10 protein-coding genes and 1 pseudogene are annotated in these 12,819 nt (G+C 53.0%); 2 read left to right on the top strand and 9 right to left on the bottom strand.

The features are described 5' to 3' along the window. Positions 1-4: 4 nt before the first annotated feature. The 6 genes and pseudogenes from msrA to ACT3TR_RS13750 form a co-directional block, all read right to left on the bottom strand. A complete protein-coding gene (msrA, locus tag ACT3TR_RS13775) occupies positions 5-661 on the bottom strand; it encodes a peptide-methionine (S)-S-oxide reductase MsrA (protein WP_444625451.1) in 657 nt (218 codons plus the stop codon). A gap of 11 nt (positions 662-672) precedes the next feature. Continuing rightward, the gene (tamB, locus tag ACT3TR_RS13770; protein WP_444625452.1) at positions 673-4,728 is read right to left on the bottom strand and encodes an autotransporter assembly complex protein TamB; all 4,056 of its coding nucleotides are present in this window, start codon (positions 4,726-4,728) and stop codon (positions 673-675) included. Between the two features lie 9 nt (positions 4,729-4,737). Continuing rightward, positions 4,738-6,591, bottom strand: coding sequence for an autotransporter assembly complex protein TamA (tamA, locus tag ACT3TR_RS13765; RefSeq protein WP_444625453.1), 1,854 nt, complete (start codon positions 6,589-6,591; stop codon positions 4,738-4,740). Between the two features lie 93 nt (positions 6,592-6,684). Then, positions 6,685-7,506, bottom strand: a complete 822-nt coding sequence (locus ACT3TR_RS13760; protein WP_444625454.1) for a hypothetical protein — start codon at positions 7,504-7,506, stop codon at positions 6,685-6,687. Between the two features lie 9 nt (positions 7,507-7,515). Next, a complete protein-coding gene (locus tag ACT3TR_RS13755) occupies positions 7,516-8,808 on the bottom strand; it encodes a nucleotide sugar dehydrogenase (RefSeq protein ID WP_444625455.1) in 1,293 nt (430 codons plus the stop codon). 116 nt (positions 8,809-8,924) lie between these two features. Next, positions 8,925-9,032, bottom strand: a pseudogene (locus ACT3TR_RS13750) (UTP--glucose-1-phosphate uridylyltransferase); the annotation flags it as partial. Positions 9,033-9,183: 151 nt separating this feature from the next. On the opposite strand from ACT3TR_RS13750, the gene ubiG reads away from it, so the two are divergent. Both ubiG and ACT3TR_RS13740 read left to right on the top strand, forming a co-directional pair. Then, positions 9,184-9,927: a bifunctional 2-polyprenyl-6-hydroxyphenol methylase/3-demethylubiquinol 3-O-methyltransferase UbiG gene (ubiG, locus tag ACT3TR_RS13745; protein ID WP_444625456.1), complete on the top strand. Its 744-nt coding sequence runs from the start codon at positions 9,184-9,186 to the stop codon at positions 9,925-9,927. Beyond that, a complete protein-coding gene (locus ACT3TR_RS13740; protein ID WP_096280080.1) occupies positions 9,928-10,596 on the top strand; it encodes an HAD-IA family hydrolase in 669 nt (222 codons plus the stop codon). Positions 10,597-10,621: 25 nt separating this feature from the next. On the opposite strand, the gene ACT3TR_RS13735 is transcribed toward ACT3TR_RS13740, so the two are convergent. The 3 genes from ACT3TR_RS13735 to pal all read right to left on the bottom strand — a co-directional run bounded on the left by ACT3TR_RS13735 (position 10,622) and on the right by pal (position 12,811). Further along, positions 10,622-11,383, bottom strand: coding sequence for a YciK family oxidoreductase (locus ACT3TR_RS13735; RefSeq protein ID WP_096280082.1), 762 nt, complete (start codon positions 11,381-11,383; stop codon positions 10,622-10,624). A 24-nt stretch (positions 11,384-11,407) separates the two neighbouring features. Then, positions 11,408-12,202: a tol-pal system protein YbgF gene (gene ybgF, locus ACT3TR_RS13730; RefSeq protein WP_096280084.1), complete on the bottom strand. Its 795-nt coding sequence runs from the start codon at positions 12,200-12,202 to the stop codon at positions 11,408-11,410. 63 nt (positions 12,203-12,265) lie between these two features. Then, the gene (gene pal, locus ACT3TR_RS13725) at positions 12,266-12,811 is read right to left on the bottom strand and encodes a peptidoglycan-associated lipoprotein Pal (protein ID WP_096280086.1); all 546 of its coding nucleotides are present in this window, start codon (positions 12,809-12,811) and stop codon (positions 12,266-12,268) included. Positions 12,812-12,819: the final 8 nt, after the last annotated feature.

Here is a 12,819-nt window from a genome sequence, read left to right as displayed (position 1 = left end):
TCACTTAGTTAATAGCGCAGGTAACGCCGGTCCCCTTTAAGCCACAGTAGCCATTAGGGTTTTTATCGAGGTACTGCTGGTGATAAGCCTCAGCGTAATAAAAAACATCCAGCGGCTTAATTTCCGTGGTAATACGCCCCTTACCCGCGTTACTCAATGCCTGTTGAAAAGCAGCGGCACTCTTTTCAGCCGCCGCTTGCTGGGCAGCCCCCGTTGTGAAAATGGCTGAACGATACTGCGAGCCAGTGTCATTTCCCTGACGGTCCCCTTGAGTAGGGTCGTGCTGCTCCCAAAATACTTGCAAGATCGTTTCAAGCGTCACTTGCTGAGGGTCAAAGATCACTCTCACTACTTCAGTGTGGCCAGTGCGCCCTGTGCAGGTCTCGTCGTAAGTCGGATTCGGAGTTTCGCCTCCAGCGTAGCCTGCTGCCGTCACGTAGACACCAGGCAGCTGCCAAAAAAGCCGCTCTACGCCCCAAAAGCATCCCATACCCAGCACTATTTCCTCATAGCCCTGGGGAAATGGTGGATGTAACGAGTGGCCACTAATAGTGTGTGTTTCACTCGTTTCAATCGGGGCGTCGCGGCCTGGCAATACGCGGCCTGTACTTGAAACAGTACTTGAAACAGTACTTGAAACAGTGCTGGAAAATAGCGACATATCGCCCTCACTTATTGCTGTTTGAGAATTTCAGGATTACCAGAGCGGGTAAACGTATAAATCAAATCCACCGCTTGGTTGGCGCCTGATACGGCCTGCAAATAAAGATTACGCAAAAGCGTATAGCGTAAGGTTAGTTCTGCAATTGGCGAGAAAATTCCCACCCCGTAACTAATTCGCAGATCGTCCGTCAGCTGACCACTCACGGCAACTTGGCTATCGTCACCAGTGCCGGTGGTATCTAGGGCCAAGTCATCAATACCAAAAGCTTGGCCGATTGAGCCCACTGCACCGCCTGTCCGCCCCAGTGACATGCCAATTAATGCGGTTGTCAAAGCGCTATCAATACCGCCACCCGCGGCATCCGGCGCGCGGCCACGTAGCAGATAAGATAATGCGCTCGATTCATTCATCGCAGGTTCAGAGAATATCGCTACATTAGGTTCTTGGGCGTTGCCCGTTACCCGCAGACCAGCGATGACATCGTCCTCGGTTACATCCGGATTACGAATCGCTTCGAAATCAAGCCTAGGCTGACCAGGAGGACCGCTGAACAGTATTTCACCGCGACGAATCAATAGGTCCTGCCCAAAAGCCTGGAACCGACCGTCAACCAGATTAACATCGCCAAACAGCTGCAATGCCCCGCCGCTTTGACGAATTTCTAGCGATCCCCCAAGGCCTGATTCTAAGCCATAGGCCGCGAACTGCATATCGCCACCCAGTGTCAGGGTTACCAGTATATCGAGCTCCATACCGGTCGCGGCAAGCTCATCCGACGTACTTGGCCCTTCCCCGCTGGCAGCAACACGCTGCCTTTCAATCTCCGCCTGGCGATCCTCACGCTCGGTAATAATCACTTCATCGCCACTGGGCGTTACTGCGGATGACGGCATATCGCCAATTTCAAGGCGAGCCCAGGGCACGTTGATATCGCCCCTTACTTGCAGCCTTTCCGGCGTCACTCGCACGCGAATATCCGGCGCAGCTTCCAGCCGGCCAAACTGCGGTAATACGACCAGGATTGGCTCCTGCACGGCGTTTAAGTCCACGCCAATGCGCCAGTCATCGCCGCTTGGCCAATAAGCATCACCGGTTATTTCTAAACGCCCGCGCTCAGCCGCTAGAAATCCATTAATATCGCCCTGCTCACCATCGAATGAAACGATGAGCTCACCATCCTGAACATCAACCGGAATGTCAGGACCATTAACTTGGATACTGCGCAGCCCAAGCTGACCCTGTAAATCAGGCTGACTGGTCGTTCCCGATATTTGTACGCTGCCCGTCAAATCCCCAGCCAAGCGATCCATGCCCACAACCATTGGTCGGTAAGGCTCTAGCGAAACATTATTGGCGCGCAGCTCCCCATCCAGCACGCCGCGCCCTAACGGATCGTTAATCGAGAGGTTTAAATTTAGATCCCCCGCCTCTGCGAGAGACAGCGCAATGTCCGCATCAGCCTGAGCCTGGTTAGCCTCAACTTGCGCATCTAAACTGATTTTGGGCAATTGAACTGGCTGGCCATAATCATTGACTGCTGTAATTGCCACATCGCTTAAGATGCGAAGATCCGCCTGCCATTGAGCGCCGCCCCGCCGCCAATTTGCGGCCAGATCCGCCGTGGTATCACCTTCTAACTGCCACTCTTCGGGCAAAAAGGGCTCTAGCATCTCCATTGGAACTTCACGCACCGTCAGCGTTGCATTACCTTGTTGCGCCGAGGCAGTAATTACCTCTTCAGAACACACAAGGCCACCTTCTTCACGACGCAAGCAAAACGGTGACAAGCGAGCCTGACCATCGGCAAGGTTGTAGCGTAAATCTAGCGGCGCTTCGAGGCGAATGGTGCCCGCTTCAGAATCAATTTCTAAGGGCGTTAAACGTGCCTGATATTGCTGACTTTGCTGATTAAAGCGGCCTTCTAGCGCGATCAAAGCACGGCTTAGCACCGCATCATTTTGCCCCAGAACCGTCAGCTCTAACTGATGTTGCGAAAGACGGCCCGACAACGTCGCTGTAATATCTGACAGTGATTGACCACCCGCGAATACGTTGGTCATGGCTAACTGAACATCTAACAGCGGATCTTCTAGCCCTTTCACATCAGCGGTTAGCTCAAGCTGTTCAATACGGTTTTCAGCAAAGCGCAGTGCGCCACCTTGCAAGCTGGCAACTAACTGAGGTTGGTTAAAGCTACCGCTTGCCTGCAGTGTACCCACCAAGGTGCCGGCAAGATCTGGTGACAGCGTTTGCAATTGGCGCAGGGCTATATCCGCATTCAACGACATCGCTTGTTCACTGATTTGGCCTGCCGCTTCTACGCGGTTATTACCTTGAGTAAACAGCAGTTCATCAATATCAATTTCCACATTACTGTTAGCGTCAAAGGCTGCTTGCAGGGTTAACGGATAGTCGCGTAGCTCGCCATCAATGGCCAGATTGGGCACGCTTATAGCCCACTGATCCTCTAGTTGGCGCACTGACAGCTCAATATCACCATTTAAATTACCGTCTAACTGATCTACAAAAAGACCCGGGTCAAATTGATCCAAGCGCACACTCGCATCTACCTGCAACGGTGCTAGCCAATTGACGGTGCCTTCGCTACTCAAAGTGCTATCGCCCACGGCCAGAGTGAGAGGCTGCCAGCTGAAGTGTTCAAGATCGCCTTGACCACTGAGATTCACTTGGGTTTGCGGAACGCTGGGGCCCTGCACAGAAAGACCAAGCTGGGCACGGTAGTCGCTAATAGTACCCGTGAGCTGTAGGTCTAAATCGTCGATGATATAAGGATCGACGGCATCGTCGCCCTCAAGCGTATCGGCAACCTCGTTAGAAGCAGTGGCTGTCTCATTAACCAGCAGCGGCCACTGCACTTGCTCACTTTGCAAGCGCAGCTGGAAAGGCAACGTGGGCGCTAGCGCATCAATCTGCCCGCTAAGTGTAGCGTTCACCACTCCGGCGGCCTCAAGCTGCGCCTCAAGCGCATCCATTGAGCCAGACAGCACCAGGGTCAGCGTTTCACCGTTCAGCTCTGGAAACAGTTCAGGTAAGAAAAGCTCTACATCTAAACGGGCCGCTAAAGGATAGTTGCCGCTCAGGGTAGTCTCTGCCGTTAATTCTGCCTGGGCATCCTGGGTCACGACCGACAACTGCGTTACCTCAACGTCGCTACCGTCAGTTAAAAGCCCTAATTGCAGGCTCTCAACACTATATTCAACGGCACCTTCTAAACGGAAATCACTGACGGTAAATTCAGGTATCTGAACATTGACGGGCAGTGTGATATCCGGCAGTGCAAGACGCTCTCGTGCTTCAAGCGGTTGTTCGACTGATTCGGCGATTTCTACTGCATCGTTTTGTGGCTGATGGAGCGCTATAGAAGCATCAATAGCCTCACCATAAAGCGGCGTATCTATCCCTTGGGTTAGCAAAATACCAGGGGATGGCGGCAAATAGACGCGAGGCGCTTCTAAATGCGTTGGCGCGAGGCGTACCTCGTTACCTTCCGCAACGATTGAGGAATTTAACGAAAGCCACGAGATCTCGGTACCATCGGCAAGTCGGAGGCTGACGTCCTCTAGCTGTAACGAGCGCAGTTCGATAGGAAAGGGAAAGCGAATCGAGAGCGGCGCACTGTCTTCCTGGGGAGGGGGCTCCTGCTCACTGGCGGCCCCTAGCCGAACATCCGCCCCCACAACACGAAGCGTATCAATGCATAAGCGCTTTGACAGTACACAGTCATCGGCCCACGCCAGTTCAAACTCATCAATGCTAATACGAGTTTCACCTAGCCTTAGCTGAAAATCCTCAATCACGAAATGATCGAGTAAACCGCCTTCATGATGGGCGTAGGAGAAAAAATCGCGCTGCTCGCCTTGTGAAAGCAACATGCCCGTTCCCCAGGGGGATAGCGCGGCACCCAGAATTAACGCTACAAGCCCAAACAGCCAAATGGGCAGCAGGATAACGAGACGCACTAGACTCCAAACCAACAGCCAGATTCGAGATTTCGAAGACAGCACATGGCGCTTTTCAGCAGTAGATGATTCAACCTGTGACAAGTCTTTCTCCTAGAATTCCGGTCCGATGGAAAAATGCACGCGAAAAGCGTCTTCATCATCAAAAGGGTGGGCGATGTCTAAGCGAATTGGTCCCACCGGCGAAATCCAGCGTACGCCTGCGCCCGCACCGGTTTTCAGATCATCGGGAGCCCAGTCATCAAAGGCATCACCATTATCAACAAACGTGGCTGCCCACCAGTCGCCGGTAACTCGCCGCTGATACTCCAGTGTCGACGTCAGCATTTGCTGACCACCCCGTAGACGCCCTTCATCATTACGCGGAGAGAGGCTTTCATAAGAGTAGCCGCGTACGCTGCGATCACCGCCGGCAAAAAAGCGTAGCGATGGAGGCAACTTATCAAAGTCTTCCGTTTCTATCGCCCCTACACTGATGCGCGCTAAAAAGCGGTTATCGTTACCGATGGTACGAATCCATTCCGTATCCCCCGTCATGCGTGCAAACTGGGCATCCGAGCCCCAAACGGTGTCTGAGTATTCGAACGAAAGCTGCTGACGATCGCCCCATAGAGGGAAGCGCTGGGGCCGCGTGCGGGTACGCGTCCACTGAACACCGGGATAGAAGAGCCAAACTTTATCGGCCTCGCCGCCCTGAACAAAGTCTACATAGCTGGTGCGAAGATACAGCAGCTGGACCCAGTCATTGTCAAACTGCCAGCGCCGCGCAAATTCCACGGTGCCTTCTAGCAACTCAGTATCGTTGTCATCAAGATTACGAACACCGTATTGAAGCCGGTAGCTATCGCGTAACGGGTTTTCAAGAGGTATATCGTATACCCCGGTGAAACGTTGCTCTGGTGCAGATAAATAGAGATCGTGGTCAAGGCTATGGCCATAGCGATTGATCCACGGCTGTTCCCAGCCAAAGCGAAGGCGCGGGCCCACATCGGTGGCGAAACCGATACCTACCTCAAACTGATGGCGATCCGCAGGTTCAACGCTGACATCAATAGGAAGCTCTTTATCATCGGGTTTATTAATACTGAGTGCACCGGCTAAGGCAGCGCTGCTCAAACGCGGGCGCTGCGGTTGAGAGGCCGTAGCCTCACTCCACCAAGGATCACTATCGCCAGGAGGCGCAATAGTTAACTCCTGAGCGGTTGCGAGACGTGGGCGCACGGAAATAGAACTGAACCAGCCTGTGTCAGCGAGACGTTGACTATAAAGCGCTAAATTTTCTGCCAAATAGGGATCGCCAGACTCAAAGGGCTGTATACGGCGAAGACGGTCAAGGTCAATATGACTCCCCTTGATCGAGGTGGGGCCAAATTGATAGCGCGCACCGCTGTCAAAATCCATGTACAAGCGAGCACTTTGCAAGTACGGGCGAACCTCCATGCGCTTGTCGGTAAACCCCCAGTCAAAATACCCGCGCTCAATGGCTAGGCCGGACAGTTGACCACTAAGGCGATCCCACGGTGCATGGCGTAATACGTCACCCTCTTTAAGAGGAAACGCCTCTAATGCATCTTGAAAAGGCGGGTCATCTCTCGCATCGCCTTCAACGTTAACGGATAGTGTTTCGACTTTTACTTGCGGCCCCGGCTCAATGGTCAGCCACACACGGTCGTCGGTGTTTCTTTCCAGCGTTATCTCTGGCTCATAGTAACCATATACGCGCATGGCTTCTTGAGCGCGGCGGCGCACTTCGCCCTCTAAGCGAACGTCGGTATATTGCTCGGCGTCGACATTCTGTAAGTAGGCTTTAATGTTTTTATCGACTTCTCCGGTGACGCCCTCAATGGTCGCATCAACGGCCCATACCCCAGGTGATACACAAAAAAGTGGTAGCGCTACAAAAAAAATTCGCCCTGTAGCTGAAGTCCATCGCTGCTGTCTTCCCATACATTTTTTTCCTAACCTATATCAGCGGCTTCATCGTTCTACCCATTTAATGCATTAGCAAATCACAGGTGTCGACGTCAGAATTTTCTTCCTTTAACGCAACATTTCTAACTGAGCACTGAAGGCTAACTGCGCTTGACGCACCTGGCGCAGGTCGCTTTCAAGTGTACCTAAGCGCTGGCTCCACTGCTGCTCTAATGCCTGCAAAGCTTCCTGGTCAACCGGGTCTTCACTATCAGCGAGCGCTGCTTCAAACGAGTCGAATCGCGTTGCGAACTCGTCTCTTTGTGCTTCCAACTGCCCTTCCCAAGAGCGGCTAGCGCTGTCGATCTGGCTATCCTGTTCTTCAAGCCGCTGGTCAGTGAGTTGCTCTAAATGGGCAACTTCTTCAACCAAACTTTGTCGACCCGATACGCCCGTCTGCTCTAGTGTATTAAGCGATTCACGAATCGCCATCAGCTGACTATCGCGAAGCGCCGCCCGCTCTTGAAACTGCTTTATCTGCTGTGCGAGAGCATTAATTGAATCACTTGAAACCATATCATCACTATTAGTGAGCAGGCCGTACAGCTCTTCGCGAGTATCAATAAGCGAAACAGATAGCTGCTCTTGCTCTTGGAACAGCGTCGACATTTGCGCCTGCACAAAGGTAATCGTGTCTTGCACATCACCGTCGCCTGAATCAAGCCGGGCATGAACATTGGACACCTCTCCGCTGACCACGCGCAGTTCATCTAACAATCGTTCACGCTCATACCAAAGTCCAGCCGCCGACACAATCAACAGCCCCATGATCAAAAATATGAATAGCCACAGCGGCCAGAGCGCTGGCCCTTTTCGATGGCGTATAGGTTGCGTCGTCAAGCTTTGATCCACGTCGGGTACAATACGAGAGGAGGCGCTAGCGTCTGGCATGACATTTCCTCAAAAAGTCTTTGGATCGGCACGGCGGCCTATTCCCCGGTACATTATTCCACAGCTGGCAACGAACTCAGGATCATAAATATTACGTCCGTCTAGTACTAGCTTAGCGTCTAATAACGACGCTAGCCGATGCCAGTCAGGATTCCAATACGTTTTCCATTCTGTGACTAGCATCAACACGTCGGCCCCTTCACACGCCTGATAGGGGTCATGGGTAAACGTACGCAGGTCATCGCGCTCACCCACAAAAGCCCGAAGCGCTGGGACGGCGGCGGGGTCATGCAACTGAACCGTCACGCCCTGGGCCCATAATGCCTCAAGCAGCGTCAGCACCGGGGCATGATCGATACGTGCGGTACCAGGCTTAAAGGCAGCGCCCCAAATCGCGACTGTTTTGCCCGCAAGCTCGCCACCAAAGTGCGACCATAGTTTACGAAACAGCGTCTCTTTTTTCTGCTCGTTGATGTCCATTACCTGCTCAAGCAGGGCTGAGTAGCGGCCGCTCTGCAACTGAACATCGGCTAAGCGCATCAAGTCACGCGAGAAGCTAGGGCCACCAAAACCACAGCCTGGATACAGATATTCAAAACCGATGCGAGAATCGGCACCCATCCCTTGGCGAACATGCTCAACATCAACGCCTAGCGTATCCGCCAAACCGGCTATTTCATTCATGTAACTAATGCGCGTCGCCAGCATGCCATTAATGGCTAGCTTCGTTAACTCGGCGGCACGGCGCGGCATGCACTGAAATACTTCGCTGCGCCGATTAAACGCGCGTAAAAGCTCTCTTGCCACTTGCTCGCCGGTGGCATCATCACAACCCAGCAGCCACCTCGTCGGGCGAGTAAATGAATCCCAAGCACGGCCTTCTTCTAAGGTGTCAGGAAGGGCTACGCTGGTGTGCTGAGCGCCCATCAGCGTATGCAGACGCTCGGTTTCCCCTACCGGAAAGGTTGAATTATTGACCAGTACAATACCATGCTGATCGGCTAACAGCGGATCTTCAAGCAGCGTGCTGGCAGCGCCGCGTTGAGCAGGTGATAACGCTAACCAGATAACGTCAGGGATAGCGGCTTCTGACAGCTGCTCAATGACTTGAAGCGTGCCCTCCGCTAAGCCCTGCTCAAGGTGCGCCCTCAACTGAGGTTCGCTCCGTAGCCAGTCGACCTGTGAAAGAGCAGACCAGGGCGCGTCCGCGTGTGGCAGCCACTGCACTTGATGGCCTACCCAAGCTAACGCGGCAGCGGCGGTCGCGGCACTTAATTCGCTTCCATAAAGTAGCACCCGCATGCATTACTCTCCTAGGTGGTAACGCGACAGCAGCGTTTGAAAAGCTTTTCCAAGCTCAAGATGACGACGAGCATAAGCGAGCGTAGCAAATACATAGCATGGCTAACAGCTCATGGAATCACAGGCCTATCAACAATCGTAATCATCTCCTTGGGAATAGCCTTCGATGCGTGCAAGCAGCGAGTGCCAAATCCAGCCACGGGGAGCACGGCCTTGCGAATCATAGAGAGGTCCTTTTCATGCGTTCCGACACAGGAGTGGTTAGAATGTCCATAATACTGAAGGCGCGGGTGGATGCCACCTCGCATTAGACGATAACGATTGGGCAGCGTGTAATTATTTCACCAGCTGTGCAATGACAACGGGAGCCACACTATGCAAGCGACACCACAGGATAGCACTGCTGACCACTATCAAGGCAACGTCGATGCATCGGAAGTCGCTAAATTTGAGGCACTTGCGAGCAGCTGGTGGGACCAACAGGGCGAATTCAAACCGCTGCACGAGATAAATCCGCTGCGCTTGGATTTTATTGATGCCCGCGCTGGTCTAGCCGGAAAAAAAGTCCTTGATGTAGGCTGCGGCGGCGGTATTTTGAGCGAGTCTATGGCCCATCGCGGGGCTAAGGTGACGGGCATTGACTTGGGTGAAGCCCCCCTTGCTGTAGCCCGCCTGCATGCGCAAGAACGTGGTGTTGAAGTAGATTATCAGCACATCAGCGTAGAGGCCATGGCGGCCAAGCAGCCCGGTTTTTATGATGCGGTTACCTGCATGGAGATGCTCGAACATGTGCCCGACCCCGCATCAGTGATCAGGGCCTGCAGCGTCCTTGTAAGACCGGGCGGCTATGTATTTTTCTCAACGCTAAATCGAACCGCAAAATCCTATGCGTTTGCCATTTTAGGGGCGGAATATGTACTCAAACTGCTGCCCCGCGGCACCCATAGCTATGCAAAATTTATTCGCCCGTCAGAAATGGCCGCTTGGTCGCGCAACAGCGGCTTAGAAGTGCGTGAACAGACAGGACTTACCTACAATCCTTTAACACGCCGCTATCGCTTGGCTAGCCACGATGTCTCGGTCAACTACATGATGTACTGCCGCAAGGTGAGCAGTTAAATGACCAAGCAAGCACCGCAAGCGATTCTCTTTGACCTAGACGGCACCCTCGTCGATACCGCACCGGATTTGGCGAATGCCACCAACGTGTTGCGCAGCCATCATGGCTTAGCGCCACTCCCGTTTGAGGTAATACGCCGTGAGGTATCTAACGGCGGTAATGCGCTGGTGACGCTGGCGCTTGGGCTCGATATTGATTCGTCACAACATATACAGGCACGAGAGTTTTTACTGGATGCGTACGAACAGGCCGTCGCTGTTCATAGCCGAGTCTTTTCGCCTTTGGACGTTTGGCTGAATGATTGGCATCGCAATGGGCAACCGTGGGGAATTGTGACCAATAAACCGCGCCGATATACCCTGCCACTGCTCGAAAAGCTGAATTTACAGCCAGGGGCGCTGCTATGCGCGGATGACTTGAGTGTCAAAAAACCGGCACCTGAACCACTATGGGAAGCTGCCAAGCGCTTGAACGTTAAGCCGGAGCAGTGCTGGTATGTTGGCGATCATGTTCGCGATATAGAAGCCGCCGTAGCAGCCGGAATGACGGCGGTAGCGGTGGGCTATGGCTATATTAGCAAAGAGGACAACTATAAGGACTGGCCTGCAGACATCTGGTTTGAAGAATGCGAAGCGCTCGTCGATGCCCTAAGCGAATTTAAACGCTAAGCGCCGTCAGGCATCGAGACATTTATTATATGCGCGGCGGCTGAGCATCTAGCTTCTGGCCGCTGACTCCCGTGCTGTCAGGCCCCATTAACCATAAGTAGGTCGGCATAATGGCTTCGGGTGAGCGCAGCGCAGCCGGGTCTTCACCTGGGAAGGCAGAACGGCGCATTTGAGTGCGCGTAGCACCTGGATTCAGCGAGTTAATGCGGATATTGGGTTGGCTCTGTAATTCATCGGCCAGTACATCGACAAACCCTTCAGTGGCAAACTTAGAGACAGAATAAGCGCCCCAATAGGCACGGCCTTTGCGACCAACACTGGAAGAGGTAAAGATTACCGAGGCATCATCAGACTCTTGCAATAACGGCAGCAGCGCCTGGGTCATCCAAATTGGGCCATTGATATTGACCTGCATGACTTGCTGCCACAGCTCGGGATCGTACTGATCAAACGGTGTGATACGGCCTAACAGCCCTGCGTTGTGCAAGAGGCCATCCAAACGGCCGAACTCTTTGTCCAGCGTTTTGGCCATATCATGAAAATCTTTAAGCGTGGCACCTTCAAAGTTCAGCGGAAAAATGGCTGGCTGAGGCCCACCTGCCGCTTCGATTTCATCATAAACGCGCTCTAGCTTAGCAATAGTGCGTCCTAGCAAAATAACGGTCGCCCCATGCTGGGCATAGCTCAATGCGGCTGCGCGGCCAATTCCATCGCCTGCACCGGTTACCAACACAATGCGATTTTCCAATAGGCTGGGCGCTGGTTGATAGTCGATCTTGCAGCTCATGCTGATTCCTTCAAGCAAACGTTGTTAACTGGCTGATTGGCGTAAAAAGTCGTTCGCAAGACCTGCGGCGCTGCTTTGTGGGTAGTCGTCACGCACTTGCTCAAGCAACTCGCGACTACCTTCTGCTTCACCTTGACGCGCCTTGACCAGGCCCAGCTTATAAAGAGCATCAGGCACTTTACTGCTGCCGCTATAATCATTGATAACGCGGCTAAAGGACTGGTCGGCCTCCCCTAGCTCGCCTTCTGCGGCGTAAAGTTCACCCAACCAATAATGACCGTTAGCCGTTAAGCTAGTATCTGGGTGATCAGTAACAAAGGCTTCAAACGCTGCAATGGCTTCTGAAAAACGCCGGGCTTGCACGTGTGCAAAGGCTGCCTGGTAATCAGCCTGCGCGTCTTCACTTACGTTTTTAGTAGAAGGCGCATTCACGACTTGCTCAGCGGCTTCAGGCTCTACGGCCGGTGTGGACTGCTCAATCTGAGTAGGGCCACTGCTCATCAACCGGTCTTCAATATCCAGGTACTGCTGCTGAGATTGACGACGCAACTGCTCTAGCTGGTGGCGTAATTCTTCTATTTGCCCCCGCAGTTGTTGAAGTTCTTGCTGATGTTCCTGCACCTGATTAAACAACACCAGATTGCCGCCAGACGATTCTTCACGCTGCGCCTGCTGATAAAAGCCATTGCTGGGAGCATTGGAAAGGTCTTGGACAAGCGGCTGTTGTGCTACGGCAATTAACGGCAATACGGACAGCGGGAGCACTAAGGCTCCCGCACCGCACAGCCTCCCAAAGTAACGTTTGAGACTGTGATTCATAACAACTCCATCGATGAAAAACGGCGTGCCATAAGCACGCCGAAATCAACCGTAGTTAAATACTTAGTAGTTAAATACAACGCGACGGTTTTGTGAAGAGGCGCTTTCGCCTTCACCACTCACTGCCGGACGTTCTTCGCCATAGCTAACAACGCTCATTTGCGAATTGGAAACACCTTGGATGTTTAAGAAACGCTTTACCGCTCCCGCACGACGCTCGCCTAGCGCCATGTTGTATTCGCGAGTACCGCGCTCGTCCGTATGCCCGTGGAGAACCACTTGTGCATTCGGGTTGGCACGTAGGTAACGCGCATGGGCCATCACTACAGATTCATATTCGCTTTTGATCGTGTCACGGTCAAAATCGAAATAAATGGTGCGCACTTCCGGAATGCGCGAATCAGCTTGCTGACCAGAACCTGAGCCTGAACCAGTAGATGAACCGTACTGGCTACCTGTGCCTGTACCGGAAGTGTTAGAACCTGTAGTGCTGCCGTCCTGGCTACCGTACGAGTCACCATCTTGGGTTCCGCCGGTGCTGGAACAGCCAGCGATTACCACGATAGATAGCACTGCTGCTAATGAGCGAGCCAACGGTTTAAGTTGCATAATCAGAC

Source organism: Halomonas sp. AOP12-B1-6 (genome assembly GCF_052379225.1).
GTDB lineage: Bacteria > Pseudomonadota > Gammaproteobacteria > Pseudomonadales > Halomonadaceae > Vreelandella > Vreelandella casei.
The sequence above is the reverse complement of the archived record's forward strand: the minus strand, read 5'-3'. Positions and strand labels throughout refer to the sequence as shown.

What these genes read in the sequence shown, in the direction of transcription:
- msrA (WP_444625451.1), bottom strand. Translation starts at nt 661, where the DNA reads ATGTCGCTATTTTCCAGCACTGTTTCAAGTACTGTTTCAAGTACTGTT.
- tamA (WP_444625453.1), bottom strand. Translation starts at nt 6,591, where the DNA reads ATGGGAAGACAGCAGCGATGGACTTCAGCTACAGGGCGAATTTTTTTT.
- ACT3TR_RS13760 (WP_444625454.1), bottom strand. Translation starts at nt 7,506, where the DNA reads ATGCCAGACGCTAGCGCCTCCTCTCGTATTGTACCCGACGTGGATCAA.
- ACT3TR_RS13755 (WP_444625455.1), bottom strand. Translation starts at nt 8,808, where the DNA reads ATGCGGGTGCTACTTTATGGAAGCGAATTAAGTGCCGCGACCGCCGCT.
- ubiG (WP_444625456.1), top strand. Translation starts at nt 9,184, where the DNA reads ATGCAAGCGACACCACAGGATAGCACTGCTGACCACTATCAAGGCAAC.
- ACT3TR_RS13740 (WP_096280080.1), top strand. Translation starts at nt 9,928, where the DNA reads ATGACCAAGCAAGCACCGCAAGCGATTCTCTTTGACCTAGACGGCACC.
- ACT3TR_RS13735 (WP_096280082.1), bottom strand. Translation starts at nt 11,383, where the DNA reads ATGAGCTGCAAGATCGACTATCAACCAGCGCCCAGCCTATTGGAAAAT.
- ybgF (WP_096280084.1), bottom strand. Translation starts at nt 12,202, where the DNA reads ATGAATCACAGTCTCAAACGTTACTTTGGGAGGCTGTGCGGTGCGGGA.
- pal (WP_096280086.1), bottom strand. Translation starts at nt 12,811, where the DNA reads ATGCAACTTAAACCGTTGGCTCGCTCATTAGCAGCAGTGCTATCTATC.